This window comes from Bradyrhizobium archetypum, assembly GCF_013114835.1.
Classification (GTDB): Bacteria; Pseudomonadota; Alphaproteobacteria; order Rhizobiales; family Xanthobacteraceae; genus Bradyrhizobium; species Bradyrhizobium archetypum.
Window position 1 is genome coordinate 469,250 of record NZ_JAAVLW010000003.1, and the last position, 17,672, is coordinate 486,921.

A 17,672-nucleotide genomic window follows, 5' to 3' on the forward strand; every position below is an offset into this window, starting at 1 on the left:
ACATAACTGTCGGGCCTCTTGCCGAAGCTCTTTTTGACAGCTTCGTGATTACCACCTTGTCATAAGTCTCACAACAAAAAGCCCCTGCGGCAAGGCGCAGGGGCTGTTGCTTTGGCAAACGAGCTCAGCGCGCTAGCCGCCGACATCATCCGATAGAATTTCGCCGAAGCGTTCCCAGGTCTCGCCCTTTAGCCTCATCAGTTGAACCTGCGAGATAGGAGCAAAGTCGGTCGCCGACGTGTTGACCTTGATGCCCGGCAGCAAGCCGCCGAGTTCGAGGTCTTTGATGCTGGCGGCCTGCTTCATGACGTTGGCGCGCGTAAGATTGTCCCCGCTCGCTCTCAACACATGCTCGAGGCCCTGTGCCACGGTATAGCCATACATCACGAAGATGTCGGCACGGTTGGCTTCCGGGTAATATTTGTCCAGGAATTCGTTCCAGGCCTTCATGCCGGCATCGTTCTTCCACTCGATGTCCGTCGGATCCTTCAGGTAATTTGAAGAGATGATGCCTTGCGAATTTTCAAACCCCGCAGGCTTGATCACGCTGCCGATCGAGGAGGAGACGCCGTTGAGGAAGTGCAGCGGCTTCCAGCCGATCTCCTGATTCTTCTTGATCGCCTGTGCTGCGAATTTCGGCGTGGTGATGTTGAAGAAGACGTCGGCGCCGGTCGCCTTCATCTTCACGATGTGAGAATCGATGGTCGGCTCGGAAACTTCATAGCTTTCTTCGATCACGATCATCGAGGCGGCCTTGTCGCCGAGGCCATCCTTGAACCCTTTCAGATAGTCCTTGCCGTAGTCGTCGTTCTGATAGAGTACCGCGATCTTGGCATCCGGCTTGTTCTTCAAGATGTACTTGGCATAGATCCGGGATTCGCTCTGGTAGTTGGGCTGCCATCCCATCGTCCAGGGAAAGTCCTTCGGATCATTCCACTTGGTGGCGCCGGTCGCGACGAACAGTTGCGGGACCTTCTTGCTATTGAGGTATTTCTGAATCGCGGTGTTCGGTGGCGTACCCAGCGGATTGAAGATGAGTAGAACTTCGTCGCTCTCCACCAACTTGCGTGCCTGCTCGACGGTCTTCGGCGGGCTATAGGTGTCGTCATAGCTGATGAAGTTGATCTTGCGACCGTTGATGCCGCCCTCGGCGTTGATCTTCCTGAAATAGGCTTCTTCGGTCTTGCCGATCACGCCGTAGGCGGAAGCCGGTCCGCTGTAGGGCATGATGTTACCGATCTTGATCTCGGTATCGGTGGCGCCGGTGTCGTATTTCTTTTGTGCAAATGCGCCGCTGCTGGTCGCGGCCAGTAATGCGAGGGCAGCCGCAAAGGCTCCCAAACGCAAGTTGATGGCGAGCATTTTTTGATCTCCCTGGGATCGATGACTGTGTCATTGTTTTTGATTGGAGCGCTTGGCGGCTCTTGACTGCATTGAATACCTTTCGGCTCCGTCCAGCAACAAAAAGCCCTCCGCGACGGTGTCGCGGAGGGTGGTATTTGGTCGGAGGGCGGGACGAACTGCCCGTCCGGCGGAATATTAACGAGTGGCTCGGCTCGACGCTTCCTGGCTTCTTCTCTTGCGGTTCCTAATGCTTCTTGAGTTTGCCGAGCATCTGCTGCGCAACAATCGCGACCTGCCTTGCGCCATGCGGCACCAGGAAGATGACGAGGAACAGGAGCACGCCAAATACCGCGCCGGAGAGGCCTTTGGAGATACTTTCGGCAATGTTTGGCACGAAGATGATGAACGCCGAGCCGACGATCGATCCCGGCAGCCAGCCGACACCGCCGACGACCATGCCGAGGAACAGCGAGATCGCGAGCGTGATGGTATAGCCGTCAGGCGCCACGAACTGTACCGCGATGGCGCCAAGCCCCCCGGCGACGCCGGTGATGCCGGCCGAGACGCCAAATGCCAGCGTCTTGTAGAGCGCAACGTCGACTCCCATGGCGGACGCTGCGATCTCGTTGTCGCGGATCGCCATGAAGGCTCGGCCCGAGCGCGAACGCAGCAGATTGACCGAGGCGACATAGATCCCGATCGTGATCACGAGCGTGAAGTAATACAGCCACATGTCCTGGCCCATCGGCAGGCCGAACGGCGCATCGGGTTTGGTTACGACCAGTCCCTGTACGCCGCCGGTCCAGTGCTCGAAATAGCCTAGCTTCAAGAGCTGCGGCATTGCGGTGGCGAGCGCGAACGTAGCTAGCGCCAGATAGACGCCGGACAGCCGCAACGCCGGCTGGCCGAACAGGAAGCCGAAGCCGAAACAGATGATGCCGGCGATCGGCAGCGTAAGGGCATAGTTCATGCCCACATGCTCCATCAGGATTGCCGAGGTGTAGGCACCTACCGCGTAGAACGCGCTCTGGCCTAGCGAAAATTGTCCGCTTCCGCCGGTCAGGATGTTCAGCGCGAGAACCGCAAGCCCGTAGATCAAGAGCATCGTCATCTGGAATATGATGAAGTTCTTGACGAACAGCGGCGCGATGACCAGTGCGGCCAGCACCACCAGCGAAGTGCCTACGCCGAGCGTCATGGCCCGTTTCGGAACGGCCTCGACGGCCGGCGCTTCTGTGACGACTTCTTCAGCGGCGCTCATGATCAAACTCGCTTCACGATGGGCCGGCCGAACAGGCCCGCCGGTTTGACGACCAATACGGTGATAATCAGCGCAAGCGCGATCGGAAGCTTGAGCTCGTTGCCGACGCCGGGGATGTAGGTCCCGACCAGATTCTCGAAGATGCCGACCAGGAAGCCGCCCATCACCGCGCCGAACGGACTGGTCAGGCCGCCGAGCACGGCGGCGGCAAATCCATAGATCAGCACGCCCAGCATCATGTTCGGTTCCAGAAACACCACCGGGGCGATCATCATGCCGGCGACCGATCCGATTGCGGCGGCCATGCCCCAACCCAGCGCGATCATCCATGACGTATTGATGCCGACCAGCCGCGCCGATTCAGGCAACGATGCGGCCGCGCGCATCGCCAGGCCGACCCGGGTGAAGCGAAAGAAAACGAACAGCAGAATCAGCATCAAGAGCGTGATGCCGATCATGCCGGCCTGATGGGTCGAGATGAGCTGGCTGCCGAGGAACGGCGAGGAGCCGAAGGGCGTCGGATATTGCTTGATGGTGAAGTCCCAGATCAGGCCGGCGACCGAGTTGACGATCGCGTACAGCGCGATGAAGCCGGCGACGTTGGTCAGCACCGGGGCTTTCGCGAGCGGCTTGAACAGCAACCGCTCGATGATAATGCCTCCGGCAAAGGACAGCGCCAGCGTGAGTATGAAGGCGCCCCAATAGGGCACGCCCCACTGCATCATCTGCCAGGACATGAAGGTCGAGAACATCGCCATTTCGCCCTGGGCGAAATTGAGATGGTCGATCGCCTGATAGATCATCACGACCGCGAGCGCCATGCAGGCGTAAATTGCGCCCGTGGCGATGCCGGCCAGGACCTGGTTGGTAAAAAGCTCCATCGTCCTGCTCCTCAGTAGCCGAGATAGGATTTGCGGACGTCTTCGTTGTTCGCGATGTCCTTGGCGCTGCCCGACATCACGATCCGTCCGGTTTCGATCACGTAGGCCTGGTCGGCGAGCTCGAGCGCCAGTTGCGCGTTCTGCTCGACCACCAGGATGGTGACCTTGTCCTCACGGTTGATCTTGCCGAGAATCTTGAACAGCTCGCGCACGATCAGCGGCGCCAGTCCGAACGACGGCTCGTCCAGCAGCATCAGCCGCGGACGCAGCATCAGCGCGCGCGCCACCGCGAGCATCTGCTGCTCGCCGCCCGACAGCGTACCGGCCTGCTGGGTATGCCGCTCCTTGAGCACCGGGAAGTGCTCGTACATGCGTTCGATATCGGCGACGATGTTTTTCTTGTCGGTGCGGGTGATGGCCCCGAGCTGCAGGTTTTCCTCTACCGTCATGGTGGTGAAGGTGCCGCGGCCCTGCGGCACATGCGCAATGCCGAGACGGACGACGTTCTCGGTCGATTTGCCGGAGAGCGGCTTGCCCTCGAACTCGATCGCGCCGGTTGAGCGCACCATGTTGCAGATTGCGCGCAAGGTGGTGGTCTTGCCGGCGCCGTTGGCGCCGAGCAGGGTGGTCAGCGAGCCCTCGTTGAGCGCGAAGGAAAGACCGTGAAGCGCCTGGACCTGCCCGTAGTAAGCGCGGAGGTCCTTGACGTTGAGCATCGTGGTCATTGGTCTTTGCTCCCCAGATAAGCCTTGATGACATCCGGGTCGGCCTGGACCTGGCCAGGGGTTCCCTCGGCGAGCTTGCGGCCGAAGTTGAGCGCGACGACGTGATCGGCGATCGACATCACCAGACCCATGTGATGCTCGACCAGCAGCACGGTGAGATGGCGCTCGTCGCGAAGCTTGCGGATCAGATCGCCGAGTACGTAGACTTCCTCGTGATTGAGGCCGCCGGCGGGCTCGTCGAGCAGCAGGATCTTCGGATCGGCGGCAAGCGCGCGCGCCAGCTCGACGCGCTTCTGGGTGCCGAAAGGCAGGCCCGAGACGGTGGTATGGGCGACGTCCTCGAGATCGAGATAGGCGAGGATCTCATGGACTTTCTGGTTGACGTCTGCCTCGCTGCGGCGAACCCAAGCGAGCTTTAAGGAGTCCGAGATAATGTCGCTCGAGGTGCGCGAATGGCAGCCAACGCGGACGTTATCGAGCACCGAAAGGTTGGGAAACAGCGCCACGTTCTGGAAGGTGCGGCCGATGCCGATCTCGGCGATCTTGTGCGCCGGGCGCGTCAGGATGCTCACGCCTTCCATCAGAATATCGCCGGAAGACGGCTGATAGAGCCGGGAGAGACAGTTGAATAGCGTCGTCTTGCCGGCGCCGTTCGGTCCGATCAGGCCGAGGATGTTGCCCTTATGCATGTCAAAGGACACACCGTTGAGAGCAATGATGCCGCCGAACACGACGCTGACGTCGCGAACCGCGAGCAGGGGAGAATTTCCCTGCGCGAGCTGTGCCTGCGTCATCGCGTCCCGCCCGCCCTGATCACGGAGCGGGAACGACCGCACGAATGCTTTCGCGGGTCGTTGTGACGGCTATCTGATCCCCTCGGCCAAACGAGCAACTTTCCCTCCTGCTTTCAACTTCTTGTTCTCTGATTTTTTTGATTGCGGTGCTGCGCTGCCCAGCGCCGTCTCGATGTTCCTTACCATCGTGACAAGGCGAGGTCCAATGTCGTTGATCAAGCGATCTTCCGTGAAACGGAAAGCGGGCGCGCCGCAGTTGAAGGCATACGGTCCGGTTCCGTCGCTAAGCTTCAGCGGCACGCCAACCGCGTGCACGTCCTCCTGCCATTCGCCCGCGGAGATCGTGAATCCGTGACGCGCGAGCATTTCGCCGGCGCGCTCGATGCCGTCGCGCATTTTGGACCAGCGACTGCCGTAATGATCGCGTAATTCGCGCAGTAGCGCAGCGCGTTCGTCGTCGGGCAGTGCCCAGATGTAGGCGCGTCCCATCGCCGTGGTCGCGATCGGCACGCGTGAGCCGACGTCAAGCTGCACACCGAGCAGCCCGGTGCGGCTCTGCCCGAAATAGATCATGCTGTGACGGTCGCGCCCGCCGACCGCAACGGCGCCGCCGGTCTCGCGCATCAGCGCTTCGCGATAGGGCTCGGACAAATGCCGAACACTGAGATTGGCGAGCGCGGCATACCCCAGCGCCATGGCTGATGGCGCGAGCTGATACTTCTCGAAGCGCGGAACAGGTGTAAGATAACCGAGCTTGGTCAGGGTATAGGTCAGCCGGGAAATGGTTGGCTTCGGCAATTTGGTGCGGGCGGCGAGTTCTTGATTGCCAAGAAGCCCGTCATTGGGTTGGAATGCGCGCAACACATCCAGTCCGCGGGAGAGTGCGACGACGAAGCTGCGGTCGGTCGCCGCTTTTTTCCCTGGACGTTTCATTACCCGCTACTGCTGCTGATGAGCTCGTTGACAAGGGACGTGCTTCAAAATAACCCTCCCTGTCAAGATGTGGAATTAAATTTCGCAGTGCGAAATTGACCGTAGTCACTCAACGCAAGTTGGGCGGCATCCAAGAACAAGCGATCCAGGGAGAGTGCCGTGAGCGAAGTGGTAAAACTCGAGCGTCAAGATGTCATCGCCATCGTCACGGTCAACAGTCCTCCCGTCAACGCGCTGAGCGCCGCGGTGCGCGGCGGCATCTTCGAATGCATGAAGCGTGCGATCGCGGACGCGGAAGTGAAGGCGATCGTGCTGACCTGTGCCGGCCGCACCTTCATCGCCGGCGCCGACATCACCGAATTCGGCAAGCCGCCGAAGCCCCCGGGTCTCGCCGAAGTGCTGGACCTCATGGAGAACTCGCCGAAGCCGATCATTGCCGCCATTCACGGCACCGCGCTCGGTGGCGGCCTCGAAGTGGCGCTGGCATGCCACTATCGCGTTGCGACCAAGGACGCCAGGCTCGGCCTGCCCGAAGTCAAGCTCGGACTTTTGCCCGGCGCCGGCGGCACGCAGCGCCTGCCGCGCGCGGTCGGGCCCGAACTCGCGGTCAAGATGATCGTCGGTGGTGACCCGATCAGCGCGGCCGACGCGCTCAAGCACGGCCTGATCGAGGAAATCGTCGAGGGACCGGCGTCGGGCGGTGAAACCTTCGCGCGCAAGGTGCTGGCGGAGAAGCGTCCGCTGCGCAAGCTGCGCGACGACGACAGCAAGCTCGCTGCCGCCAAGGCCGACATCTCGATCTTCACCAACGCCGTCGCCGCATTGACCAAGAAGGCGCGGGGGCTGGAAGCGCCATTTGCCGCCGCCGATGCGGTGCGTGCCGCCATCGAGTTGCCCTTCGATGAAGGGCTGAAGAAGGAGCGCGAAGGTTTTCTCAAACTGGTCGCCAGCGACCAGTCGAAAGCGCAGCGCTATGCATTCTTCGCGGAGCGCGAGGCCGCCAAGATTGCCGGCCTGCCCGAAGGAACAAAACCGCGCAACGTCGCGCGCGTCGCGATCATCGGCGCCGGCACCATGGGCGGTGGTATCGCGATGTCGTTCGCCAATGCCGGTATTCCGGTGACGCTGATCGAGACCGGCGAAGAGCAGCTCAAGCGCGGCATGGGCGTGATGCAGAAGAACTGGGAAGCCACCGCCGCGCGTGGCGGCATCCCGGCAGACGCGCCCGCCAAGCGCATGGCGCTGATCGACGGCAAGGTTGGCCTCGAGAACGTCAAGGATGCTGACCTGGTGATCGAAGCCGTGTTCGAAACCATGGCGGTCAAGAAGGAAGTGTTCGAGGCGCTCGACAAATACGCCAAGCCGGGCGCGGTGCTGGCCAGCAACACGTCGTACCTCAACATCGACGAGATCGCGAAGGTGACGAAGCGTCCGCAGGACATCCTCGGCATGCATTTCTTCTCGCCGGCCAACGTCATGAAGCTGTGCGAGATCGTCCGCGCCGACAAGACCGCGCCGGACGCGCTTACCACCGCGGTGTCGATCGCGCGCAAGATTGCAAAGGTGCCGGCCGTGGTCGGCGTCTGCGACGGCTTCGTCGGTAACCGCATGCTGGCTCAGCGCGGCAAGCAGTCGGAAAAGCTCTTGTTCGAAGGCGCGTTGCCGCAGCAGGTCGATGCGGTGGTGACAAAGTTCGGCATGCCGATGGGCCCGTTCGCCATGAGCGACCTTGCCGGCCTCGATATCGGCTGGCGGTCCCGCAAGGACCGCGGCATCAAGTCGGAAATTGCCGACGCGCTGTGCGAGGCCGGGCGCTTCGGCCAGAAGACCGGCAAGGGCTACTACAAGTATGAAGGTGGCTCGCGCGCGCCGCTGCCCGACCCGGACGTCGAGAAGCTGATCGACGAAACGCTGCAGCGCTTGGGGCGCAAGAAGCGCGTCGTCAGCGACGAGGAGATCCTCGAGCGCATGATGTACCCGATGATCAACGAGGGTGCGCGCATCCTCGAAGAGGGCATCGCGGCGCGGCCGAGCGACATCGACGTGATCTGGCTCTACGGCTATGGTTGGCCGATCTATCGCGGCGGCCCGATGTACTATGCCGACCAGGTCGGCCTCAAGCATATCGCCGATCGCCTGTCCTATTATGCCAAGGAGACCAACGATCCCTCGCTCGAGCCGGCGCCGCTGCTCAAGCGGCTCGCCGCGGAAGGCAAGACCTTTGCGTCGCTGGCGCAGCAGTCGAAAGCGGCTTGATGGGTTGCCACCCTCCCTCCACGTCGTTCCGGGGCGTGCGTAGCACGAGCCCGGAACCTCGAGATTCCGGGTTCGATGCTGCGGCATCGTCCCGGAATGACGACCTCTAGAATCCTGCGAGCGGCGGCATGACCCACCCTGGCGAGCAGTTCTATCCGCAAGGCGTCCGCTGGGACGAGCCAATCGCACGCGGCACGCTGCCGAATCTGTTATCGACCGCCGCCGCCGAATTTGGTTCGCGCCCGGCGATCGAATTTCGCGAACGGCCGATCAGCTATGCCGAACTCGAGGACAAGGTTGAGGTTGCCGCGAGCGCCTTCCTGCGCGCGGGCTATGGCCGCGATAAATCCGTGGCTCTCTTCCTTGGCAACACACCGGATCATCCCGTCAATTTCTTCGGCGCCTTGAAGGCGGGCGCGCGCCTCGTGCATCTGTCGCCGCTCGACGGCGAGATCGCGCTGTCGCACAAGCTCAGCGACTCCGGTGCCCGCGTCATCGTCACCAGCAATCTGTCGGCGCTGCTGCCGACCGCGCTGAAACTCCTCGACAAGGGCCTGGTCGACAGGCTGATCGTCTGCGAAGACGACGACTGGGGCAGGATCGGCACGCCGCAGACGCCGCTGCCGAGCAATCCAGCCATCATCACCTACCGGCAGTTCGTGGACGGGGTCAGCAAGCCGGACGCTTGGCCTGCCATCGACGTGGATGACGTTGCCCTGCTGCAATACACCGGCGGTACCACAGGCTTGCCGAAGGGCGCCATGCTCAGCCACGGCAATCTCACAGCGGCAGTCTCGATCTACGACATCTGGGGCAGGCCGGAGCGGCTCAAGCGCAATGCTATCGAACGCGTGATCTGCGTGCTGCCCCTGTTCCACATCTTTGCGCTCACGGTGGTGATGCTCTCCTCGCTTCGCCACGGCAATCTGGTCTCGCTGCACCAGCGTTTCGATGTCGAGGCCGTGATGCGCGATATCGAAGTCAAGCGCGCCACCATTTTTCCCGGTGTGCCCACGATGTGGATCGCCATCGCGGCGCTGCCCGATCTCAACAAGCGCGATTTCTCGTCGCTGCGCACCGCCGGCTCGGGCGGCGCGCCGCTGCCGATGGAAGTCGCAAGGATTTTTGAGCGCAAGGTCGGCATGAAGCTGCGAAGCGGCTGGGGCATGACCGAGACATCCCCGGCGGGCACGGCACATCCGGAAGACGGACCGGACAAGCCGGGTTCGGTTGGGGTGATGCTGCCCGGCATTGAGATCGACGTGGTGTCGCTTGAAGACCCGACGAAGGTGCTGCCCGTCGGCGAGACCGGCGAAATCCGCATCAGGGGGCCGAACGTCACCAAGGGCTACTGGAATTTGCCGAAGGCAACCGCCGAGGCTTTCGTTGGCGATCGCTTCCTTACCGGCGATATCGGCTACATGGACGCCGACGGCTATTTCTACCTGGTCGACCGCAAGAAGGACATGATCATCTCCGGCGGGTTCAACGTCTATCCGCAGATGATCGAGCAGGCCATCTACACCCACCCGTCGGTGCAGGAAGTCATCGTGATCGGCATCCCCGACGATTACCGCGGCAAGTCGGCGAAAGCCTTCATCACGCTGCGCGCGGGTGCCCAGCCGTTCACCATCGATGAACTGCGCAGCTTCCTCGCGGGCAAGCTCGGCAAACACGAACTGCCGACCGCCGTCGAGTTCGCTGCGGAATTGCCGCGCACGCCGGTCGGCAAGCTGTCGCGCCACGAATTGCGCCAGCAGCAGAAGGCGCTTCAAGCAGCCCACGGAAAGAACGTCGCTTAGCCGGATTGTAATTCGCTCACAGGAGGATCCGATGGATCTCGCTTTCAGCAAGGAAGAAATCGCGTTTCGTGAAGAAGTCAGGGCCTTCTTCCGGGACAACGTGCCGCCGGAGACGCGGCGCAAGATGGTCGAGGGCCGTCATCTCTCCAAGGAGGAGATGATCACCTGGTGGCGCATCCTCAACAAGAAGGGCTGGGGCGTCTCGCACTGGCCGAAGGAATATGGCGGCACGGTGTGGAGCTCGGTGCAGCACTATATCTTCAACGAAGAGCTGCAGATGCATCCGGCGCCGGCGCCGCTCGCCTTCGGCGTCAGCATGGTTGGCCCGGTCATCTATACCTTCGGCAACGAAGCGCAGAAGAAATATTATCTGCCGCGCATCGCCAATGTCGACGACTGGTGGTGCCAGGGCTTTTCCGAGCCGGGCTCGGGATCGGACCTCGCCTCGCTGAAGACGAAAGCCGAGCGCAAGGGCGATAAATACATCATCAACGGCCAGAAGACCTGGACCACACTGGCCCAGCACGCCGACATGATCTTCTGCCTCTGCCGCACCGACACCACTGCGAAGAAGCAGATGGGCATCTCCTTCATCGTCTTCAGCATGAAGTCGAAAGGCGTCACCGTGCGCCCGATCGAGACCATCGACGGCGGCCATGAGGTCAACGAAGTGTTCTTCGACGACGTCGAGGTGCCGGTCGAAAACCTGATCGGCGAGGAGAACAAGGGCTGGGACTACGCAAAATTCCTGCTCGGCAATGAGCGTACCGGCATCGCCCGCGTCGGCGTCTCCAAGGAACGGCTGCGTCGGATCAAGGAGCTCGCCTCCAAGGTCGAACAGAACGGCAAGCCGGTGATCGAGGACCAGGGTTTCCGCGAGAAGCTCGCGGCCTGCGAGATCGAGCTGAAGGCGCTCGAACTCACCCAGCTCCGCGTCGTCGCCGACGAGGGCAAGCACGGCAAGGGCAAGCCCAATCCGGCGTCATCGGTGCTGAAGATCAAGGGCTCGGAAATCCAGCAGACCACCACCGAGCTTCTGATGGAAGTGATCGGCCCGTTCGCGGCTCCTTACGACGAGCACGGCGACGATGGCTCCAACGAGGCCATGGACTGGACCGCCCAGATCGCGCCGAGCTACTTCAACAACCGCAAGGTTTCGATCTACGGCGGCTCCAACGAGATCCAGCGCAACATCATCACCAAGGCGGTGCTGGGGCTTTGATGTGACGTCGTTCCGGGGCGCGCGCCAGCGCGAACCCGGAACCTCGAGATTCTGGAAACAGAGATTCCGGGTCCACGCGCAAGAGCGCGTGCCCGGAATGACGAACGGATAGACGCGTGTAAAGCGTCTCAAGGCAGGAAAAGAACATGGATTTTGATTTGTCCGAGGAGCAGCGCCTTCTCAAGGAAAGCATCGACGGTCTGTTGACCGACTCCTACGATTTCGAGGCGCGCAAGAAGTACCAGAAAGAAAAGGGCGGGTGGAGCAAGGCCGTCTGGGGCAAGCTGGCCGAGCAGGGCTTGCTGGGCCTGCCGTTCGCGGAAGCCGATGGCGGCTTCGGCGCCGGCGCGGTCGAGACCATGATCGTGATGGAAGCGCTCGGCAAGGCGCTGGTGCTGGAGCCGTATTTGGCAACCGTGGTGATCGGCGGCGGCTTCCTGCGCCATGGTGGCTCGACCGAACAGAAGGCCGCGCACATCCCCGGCATCATCGACGGCAGCAAGACCTTTGCCTTTGCGCAGCTCGAGAAGAACTCGCGCTACGATCTCGCCGACGTCTCGACCACGGCCAAGAAGAAGGGATCGGGGTGGGTCATCGATGGCGAAAAATTCGTCGTGCTCAACGGTGAAAACGCCGACACCTTGATCGTGACCGCGCGCACGAAAGGTGGCCGGCGTGACAGGGCCGGCATCGGCGCGTTCATCGTGCCGGCGGATGCCAAGGGCGTCACCCGCAAGGGCTATCCGACCCAGGACGGGCTGCATGCCGCCGACATCACCTTCACCGGCGTCGAAGTCGGTAGCGACGCCGCAATCGGCGATCCCGAGAACGGCCTGCCGCTGATCGAGCGCGTGGTGGACGAGGCCCGCACCGCGATGTGCGCGGAAGCGGTCGGCGCGATGGATGAATCGCTGAAGACCACGGTGGAATATCTCAAGACACGCAAGCAGTTCGGCGTGCCGATCGGTAGCTTCCAGACCCTGCAGCACCGCGCCGCGGACATGTTCGTGGCGCTGGAGCAGGCCCGCAGCATGTCGATGTTCGCGACCATGGCGGCCGATTTCGACGATGCGAAAGAGCGCGCGACCGCGGTCGCGGCTGCCAAGGTGCAGATCGGCAAGTCCGGCAAGTTCATCGGGCAGCAATCGATCCAGCTTCACGGCGGCATTGGCATGACCCAGGAAGCCAAGATCGGCCACTATTTCAAGCGGCTGACCATGATCGAAAACACGTTCGGCGATACCGACTACCACCTCCGCCGCGTCGCGGAAGGCGGGTTGGTCTGAGCCACATCGTCATTGCGGGGCACGATGTTGCCCCGTCATTGCGAGCGTAGCGAAGCAATCCATAGCGCCGCGCAGGTGACAGATGGATCGCTTCGTCGCTTGCGCTCCTCGCAATGACGGGGAGCGAGTCAGGGAGAGAAAACAACAATGAAAAACACCCCATTCGATCTCACCGGGAAAGTCGCCGTCATCACCGGCTCCAGCCGCGGCATCGGCCGCTCCTCAGCGGAATTGCTCGCCAAGCTCGGCGCCAAGGTCGTGATCTCCAGCCGCAAGGCGGACGCCTGCCACGAGGTCGCCGAAGGCATCAAGAAGGCTGGCGGCGACGCCCATGTCATCCCCTGCAACATCTCGCGCCGCGAGGAAGTCGAGGCGCTGATCGCAGGGACGACAAAGCACTACGGCAAGGTCGACATCCTCGTCTGCAACGCCGGGGTGAATCCGTATTACGGCCCGCTGCTCGATATTAAGGACGAGGCCTTCGACAAGATCATGGGCAGTAATGTCAAGAGCAACATCTGGCTCTGCGCGCTGGCGATCCCGCAGATGGCCGAGCGCGGCAACGGCTCGGTCGTGATCATCTCCTCGATCGGCGGGCTGCGCGGCTCGACTGTGATCGGCGCCTACGGCATCTCGAAGGCGGCGGATTTTGCGCTCTGCCGCAGCCTCGCCGGCGAATGGGGCCCGAGAGGCGTCCGCGTCAATTGCGTCGCGCCGGGCCTCGTCAAAACCGATTTCGCCCGCGCGCTGTGGGAAGACGCCGAAAACCTCAAGCGCCGCACCGCCACCACGCCGCTGCGCCGGATCGGCGAGCCCGACGAGATCGCCGGTGCGGTGGCTTACCTGGCTTCCGACGCCTCCACCTTCATGACGGGACAGACGATCGTGGTCGATGGTGGCGTAACGACCGCGGCCACGTGATCTTACCCTCCCCTGGAGGGGGAGGGTCGACTCATATTGAGCGCAGCGAAAATATGAGACAGGGTGGGGTGATCTCTCCACTCGGGCACTGTCGGATGTGGAGAGACCGTCACCCCACCCCGCCGCTCATTTCATGAGCGTCGACCCTCCCCCTCCAGGGGAGGGTGAACATGCGGCCACAGTTCCACCCATATTGACCTTCGCCGCCCAATCGGATTGCCTCTCCGGTAGCCAACGAAACTTCCCGGGGAAGCAAACGTCATGTCCTTTGTGCTGGCCATCGATCAGGGCACCACGTCCTCGCGCGCCATCGTGTTCCGCAGCGACATTTCCATCGCGGCCACCGCGCAGCAGGAATTCCCGCAGCACTTTCCGGCCTCCGGCTGGGTCGAGCACGAGCCGGAGGACATCTGGACCTCGACAGTAGCGGTCTGCCGCGCCGCGCTGGAGAAGGCCGGCCTCAAGGCCAAGGACATCGCCGCGATCGGCATCACCAACCAGCGCGAGACCACGGTGGTTTGGGACCGCGCCACCGGGCAGGCCGTGCACCGCGCCATCGTTTGGCAGGACCGCCGCACCGCCGACATCTGCGCCAAGCTCAAGGCCGAGGGCCACGAGCCCGCGATCTCGGCCAAGACCGGGTTGATCATCGATCCCTATTTCTCCGGAACGAAGGTCGCCTGGATCCTCGACCATGTGCCGGGCGCGCGCGAGCGCGCTGGCCGCGGCGAACTGATGTTCGGCACCGTTGATTGCTATCTGCTGTGGCGGCTGACCGCCGGCAAGGTGCACGCCACCGACGCCACCAACGCTTCCCGCACGCTGCTGTTCAACATCCATACCGGCGAGTGGGATGAAGATCTTTTAGAACTGCTCCGCGTGCCGCGCTCGATGTTGCCGGAAGTGAAAGACTCCTCCGCCAAATTCGGCGACAGCGTGGCTGATCTGTTCGGCGGCTCGATCCCGATTGCCGGTATCGCCGGCGACCAGCAGGCCGCGACCATCGGCCAGGCCTGCTTCACGCCCGGCATGATCAAGTCGACCTACGGCACCGGCTGCTTTGCGCTGCTCAATACCGGCACGACGCCGGTTGCGTCGAAGAACAAGCTGCTCACCACCATCGCCTATCAACTGAACGGCAAACGCACTTACGCCCTCGAAGGCTCGATCTTCGTCGCCGGAAGCGCGGTGCAATGGCTCCGCGACGGGCTTGGCGTCATCAAGCAGGCGTCCGAAACCGGCCCGCTTGCCGACAAATCCGATTCCATGCAGAGCGTCTATCTGGTGCCGGCTTTCGTCGGCCTCGGTGCACCCTACTGGAATCCGCGGGTGCGCGGCGCGCTGTTCGGCCTGACCCGCAACACCGGCCCCGCTGAACTTGCTCATGCGGCGCTGGAAAGCGTCTGCTACCAGACCTTCGACCTCTGGGCCGCGATGCGCGCCGACTGGCCGGACGCGACCGCCGCCAACATCGTGCTTCGCGTCGACGGCGGCATGACCGCCTCCGACTGGACCATGCAACGGCTCGCCGATCTGCTCGACGCTCCCGTCGATCGCCCGATGATTCAGGAGACGACGGCGCTCGGCGCCGCCTATCTCGCGGGGCTATTTGCCGACGTCTATCCCGAGCCCGCGAAATTCGCCGACAATTGGCGGCTGGAACACCGCTTCAAGCCGAATATGAGCAAGGCAACGCGTGAGCGCAAGCTCGCGGGCTGGGCGAGGGCGGTGAAGGGCGTGCTGGCGAGCGATGAGGGGGAGTAGCGTCGGATGATCCTGCCCGACGGTTGTTCCGACATTCCCGCCGGCAAGGTCGTCGCCATCGTCACGCATCTGGAGATGACCGCACGCCCCGCGCCGCGTCCCGATCCGCCCGGCGGCTGGTCGCTGCGCCGGGTGGAGATGCCGCCGCTCGACTGGTTTCGCGATCTCTATCGCCGAGTCGGCGAGGAATGGCTGTGGGTTTCACGGATCAGGATGGCGAATGCCGAACTTGCGTCTCACCTGCATTCACCGCGGCTCGAAGTCTATGCGCTGGTTGATGCTGGCGGCGAGGAGGAGGGCCTGCTTGAACTCGATTTCCGCGAGCCCGGCCAATGCGAAATCGTCATGTTCGGCATCACGGCAAAACTGGTCGGCACCGGCGCCGGCCGCTGGTTGATGAACCGCGCGCTGGAGATCGCCTGGGCGCGCCCGATCGAGCGCCTCTGGCTGCACACATGCACCTTCGACCACCCCGCCGCGCTCGCGTTCTATCAGCGCTCCGGCTTTCGCGCCTGCCGTCGGCAGATCGAGGTGACAGACGATCCGCGGCTCGACGGCACCGTGCCGCGCGATGTGGCGAAGCATGTGCCGCTGATTGAGTGAGGCGCGAGAGCATCGTTACCATCAGGTCGTCACTCCCGCGAAAGCGGGAGCCAGTAATCCGGAGCAGTTGAGCCGGGGGATGCCACGCATGATGATGTGACTCCTGAGTTGCAATGCGCGCCAACGTACTTAGGATGAGGCATAGCGCAACCCCGACCCCGCATGTCATGCCCGGACTTGATCCGGGCATCCATCAATCTTCGAAAGAGTCTTTCGAAGAGGATGGATTGCCGGGTCCTCTAACGTGCAGACGCGCTTCGCGCTTTTGCCCGGCAATGACGAGTAAGCAATATGATCCTGATCGGCCAATACGACTCCCCCTTCGTCCGCCGTGTCGCTATCGCGATGCGGCTCTACGGCATCGATTTCGAGCACAGGCCGTGGTCGACCTTCGGCGATGCCGACAACATCGCGGCATATAATCCGCTGCGACGGGTGCCGACGCTGGTGGTGGATAGCGGCGAAGCGCTGATCGAGAGCGCGATGATCCTGGACTATCTCGACGACCGTGTCGGCCCGGAGAAGGCGATGATCGCGCGCGGCGGCGAGACGCGCTGGAAGCATCAGCGGATTTGCGCGCTGGCGATGGGACTTGGCGACAAGGGCGTCAGCCTCCTCTACGAGCGGGTGCTGCGCAAGGACAAGCAGCTCGATCTCTGGGTCGAGCGCTGCAAGGCGCAGATCGCGGGCGTGCTGGAGGTGCTGGAGAAGGAGCGTGCGGCGGTCAGTACGCCGTACTGGTTCGGCGAGCGCGCCGGCCACGCCGATATCGCGGTCGGCTGCGTGCTGCGCTTCATCGGCGAGGCGCATCCGGAGCTGTTCGACGCCAGCTATCGGGCGCTGAAGGCGCATTCCGCCACCTGCGAGGCGCTGCCGCCGTTTCAGGAAATCGTGCAACCGCTGGCGCCGCCGAGCGGCGATTGAGCTCGCCGACGTCGGACCCAGGCCACGACCGCGGAGCGTTCTCGTCTTGCCGCGGTCGCTGCGCTCGAACGAGCGGGAGTCCCAGGACAGATCCTACTGTGCATGGGGTTGTTTTCGCGATTTTTGTCAGGACGGGTGCGGAGCGTCCGGGGGAAGGCGCGCCGCCGGGCGGCCAGCCTCGCTTTCAGGCCTTCACCCGCATCGCCGCCGGCGTATCCGGCTGCGCCAGCGGATGTGCCTTTTCAAATTCCGGCAGCGCCATCGCGGTCTCGAAAATGCGCTTGACGGTTGGATAGGTCGTCAGATTGACCTGCTGGTTCAATGCGACCGTGACATGCCCGACCATGCAGATGTCGGCCATGGTCGGCGCGTCCCCATGACCGAATCGGGCGGTGTCCTTGTGGCCGGCGAGATGTCCCTCGAGCGCGGCCAGTGTCTCCACGATCCAGTGCCGTCGCCATGCCGCCTGCTGCGTGTCGCGCAGATTGAGTTCGTGATCGAGATAGCGCCGCACCCGCGGCGTCAACAGCGGATGGCCCTCGCATGCGACCATTAGCGCCAGCGCGCGCACGCGGGCGCGGCCGTTGATATCGGCGGGCAGCAGCGGCGGAGACGGATATTTCTCGTCGAGATATTCGAGGATGGCGAGCGACTGAAACAGCGTGGTGCCGTCGTCCTCCACCAGCGCGGGCAGCGCCATTTGCGGATTGATCTTCTTGTATTCGGGATCGCGATGGGCATTGGCATCGATGTCGACGAAGATCACCTCGGCCGGCACGTTTTTCAGATTGAGCGCGATGCGGACGCGAAAGCTTGCCAGCGATCGCCAGAACGAGAAGAATTTCATAGGACATTCTCCGGCGTCATGCCCGGACGCGATCCGGGCATCCATCACCTCGCAAGAGTCTTGTGAAGATGGATCACCGGGTCAAGCCCGGTGTGACGAGGTTGGTGCG

Annotated in this window: 15 protein-coding genes; 8 read left to right on the forward strand and 7 right to left on the reverse strand. The window is 62.7% G+C overall.

The genetic code is table 11. From position 1 onward, the window contains the following. Nucleotides 1–132: 132 nt before the first annotated feature. The 6 genes from HCN50_RS10825 to HCN50_RS10850 form a co-directional block, all read right to left on the reverse strand. On the reverse strand, nt 133–1,362 hold the full coding sequence (locus tag HCN50_RS10825; protein ID WP_171709628.1) for an ABC transporter substrate-binding protein: 1,230 nt from the start codon (nt 1,360–1,362) through the stop codon (nt 133–135). A 226-nt stretch (nt 1,363–1,588) separates the two neighbouring features. Beyond that, entirely contained in the window at nt 1,589–2,605 is a 1,017-nt protein-coding gene (locus HCN50_RS10830) for a branched-chain amino acid ABC transporter permease (protein ID WP_171709629.1), read from the reverse strand. Nucleotides 2,606–2,607: 2 nt separating this feature from the next. Continuing rightward, entirely contained in the window at nt 2,608–3,486 is an 879-nt protein-coding gene (locus tag HCN50_RS10835) for a branched-chain amino acid ABC transporter permease (protein ID WP_171709630.1), read from the reverse strand. 11 nt (nt 3,487–3,497) lie between these two features. After that, complete coding sequence (locus tag HCN50_RS10840; protein WP_171709631.1) at nt 3,498–4,211, reverse strand: ABC transporter ATP-binding protein; 714 nt, start codon at nt 4,209–4,211, stop codon at nt 3,498–3,500. After that, complete coding sequence (locus HCN50_RS10845; RefSeq protein ID WP_171709632.1) at nt 4,208–5,005, reverse strand: ABC transporter ATP-binding protein; 798 nt, start codon at nt 5,003–5,005, stop codon at nt 4,208–4,210. The genes HCN50_RS10840 and HCN50_RS10845 overlap by 4 nt, the downstream gene beginning before the upstream one ends. A gap of 69 nt (nt 5,006–5,074) precedes the next feature. After that, on the reverse strand, nt 5,075–5,938 hold the full coding sequence (locus tag HCN50_RS10850; protein ID WP_171709633.1) for an IclR family transcriptional regulator: 864 nt from the start codon (nt 5,936–5,938) through the stop codon (nt 5,075–5,077). 159 nt (nt 5,939–6,097) lie between these two features. Between HCN50_RS10850 and HCN50_RS10855 the strand changes: the two genes are divergently transcribed. The 8 genes from HCN50_RS10855 (at nt 6,098) to HCN50_RS10890 (ending at nt 16,716) form a co-directional block, all read left to right on the forward strand. Continuing rightward, nucleotides 6,098–8,194 carry a 3-hydroxyacyl-CoA dehydrogenase NAD-binding domain-containing protein gene (locus HCN50_RS10855; RefSeq protein WP_171709634.1) on the forward strand — a complete coding sequence of 699 codons (2,097 nt, stop codon included), beginning with the start codon at nt 6,098–6,100 and terminating at the stop codon, nt 8,192–8,194. 128 nt (nt 8,195–8,322) lie between these two features. Next, nucleotides 8,323–9,996: a dicarboxylate--CoA ligase PimA gene (gene pimA / locus HCN50_RS10860; protein WP_171709635.1), complete on the forward strand. Its 1,674-nt coding sequence runs from the start codon at nt 8,323–8,325 to the stop codon at nt 9,994–9,996. A gap of 31 nt (nt 9,997–10,027) precedes the next feature. Further along, the gene (gene pimC, locus HCN50_RS10865) at nt 10,028–11,218 is read left to right on the forward strand and encodes a pimeloyl-CoA dehydrogenase large subunit (protein ID WP_171709636.1); all 1,191 of its coding nucleotides are present in this window, start codon (nt 10,028–10,030) and stop codon (nt 11,216–11,218) included. Between the two features lie 146 nt (nt 11,219–11,364). After that, nucleotides 11,365–12,504 carry a pimeloyl-CoA dehydrogenase small subunit gene (gene pimD / locus HCN50_RS10870; protein WP_171709637.1) on the forward strand — a complete coding sequence of 380 codons (1,140 nt, stop codon included), beginning with the start codon at nt 11,365–11,367 and terminating at the stop codon, nt 12,502–12,504. Nucleotides 12,505–12,651: 147 nt separating this feature from the next. Next, nucleotides 12,652–13,425: an SDR family NAD(P)-dependent oxidoreductase gene (locus HCN50_RS10875; protein ID WP_171709638.1), complete on the forward strand. Its 774-nt coding sequence runs from the start codon at nt 12,652–12,654 to the stop codon at nt 13,423–13,425. Between the two features lie 261 nt (nt 13,426–13,686). Beyond that, nucleotides 13,687–15,189, forward strand: coding sequence for a glycerol kinase GlpK (gene glpK, locus HCN50_RS10880; protein WP_171709639.1), 1,503 nt, complete (start codon nt 13,687–13,689; stop codon nt 15,187–15,189). 6 nt (nt 15,190–15,195) lie between these two features. Then, nucleotides 15,196–15,792, forward strand: coding sequence for a GNAT family N-acetyltransferase (locus HCN50_RS10885; protein ID WP_171709640.1), 597 nt, complete (start codon nt 15,196–15,198; stop codon nt 15,790–15,792). 291 nt (nt 15,793–16,083) lie between these two features. Further along, entirely contained in the window at nt 16,084–16,716 is a 633-nt protein-coding gene (locus tag HCN50_RS10890) for a glutathione S-transferase family protein (RefSeq protein ID WP_171709641.1), read from the forward strand. Between the two features lie 184 nt (nt 16,717–16,900). Here HCN50_RS10890 and maiA read toward each other — a convergent pair whose 3' ends face one another. Then, nucleotides 16,901–17,563 (reverse strand): maleylacetoacetate isomerase, encoded by a 663-nt coding sequence (gene maiA / locus HCN50_RS10895; RefSeq protein ID WP_171709642.1) that lies wholly within the window; start codon nt 17,561–17,563, stop codon nt 16,901–16,903. Nucleotides 17,564–17,672 lie beyond the last annotated feature (109 nt).

Excerpts from the sequence above, each read along its gene's own strand:
- HCN50_RS10825 (WP_171709628.1), bottom strand. The coding sequence starts at position 1,362 with ATGCTCGCCATCAACTTGCGTTTGGGAGCCTTTGCGGCTGCCCTCGCA.
- HCN50_RS10845 (WP_171709632.1), bottom strand. The coding sequence starts at position 5,005 with ATGACGCAGGCACAGCTCGCGCAGGGAAATTCTCCCCTGCTCGCGGTT.
- HCN50_RS10850 (WP_171709633.1), bottom strand. The coding sequence starts at position 5,938 with ATGAAACGTCCAGGGAAAAAAGCGGCGACCGACCGCAGCTTCGTCGTC.
- pimA (WP_171709635.1), top strand. The coding sequence starts at position 8,323 with ATGACCCACCCTGGCGAGCAGTTCTATCCGCAAGGCGTCCGCTGGGAC.
- HCN50_RS10840 (WP_171709631.1), bottom strand. The coding sequence starts at position 4,211 with ATGACCACGATGCTCAACGTCAAGGACCTCCGCGCTTACTACGGGCAG.
- HCN50_RS10830 (WP_171709629.1), bottom strand. The coding sequence starts at position 2,605 with ATGAGCGCCGCTGAAGAAGTCGTCACAGAAGCGCCGGCCGTCGAGGCC.
- maiA (WP_171709642.1), bottom strand. The coding sequence starts at position 17,563 with ATGAAATTCTTCTCGTTCTGGCGATCGCTGGCAAGCTTTCGCGTCCGC.
- HCN50_RS10890 (WP_171709641.1), top strand. The coding sequence starts at position 16,084 with ATGATCCTGATCGGCCAATACGACTCCCCCTTCGTCCGCCGTGTCGCT.
- pimC (WP_171709636.1), top strand. The coding sequence starts at position 10,028 with ATGGATCTCGCTTTCAGCAAGGAAGAAATCGCGTTTCGTGAAGAAGTC.
- pimD (WP_171709637.1), top strand. The coding sequence starts at position 11,365 with ATGGATTTTGATTTGTCCGAGGAGCAGCGCCTTCTCAAGGAAAGCATC.
- HCN50_RS10885 (WP_171709640.1), top strand. The coding sequence starts at position 15,196 with ATGATCCTGCCCGACGGTTGTTCCGACATTCCCGCCGGCAAGGTCGTC.
- HCN50_RS10835 (WP_171709630.1), bottom strand. The coding sequence starts at position 3,486 with ATGGAGCTTTTTACCAACCAGGTCCTGGCCGGCATCGCCACGGGCGCA.
- HCN50_RS10875 (WP_171709638.1), top strand. The coding sequence starts at position 12,652 with ATGAAAAACACCCCATTCGATCTCACCGGGAAAGTCGCCGTCATCACC.
- glpK (WP_171709639.1), top strand. The coding sequence starts at position 13,687 with ATGTCCTTTGTGCTGGCCATCGATCAGGGCACCACGTCCTCGCGCGCC.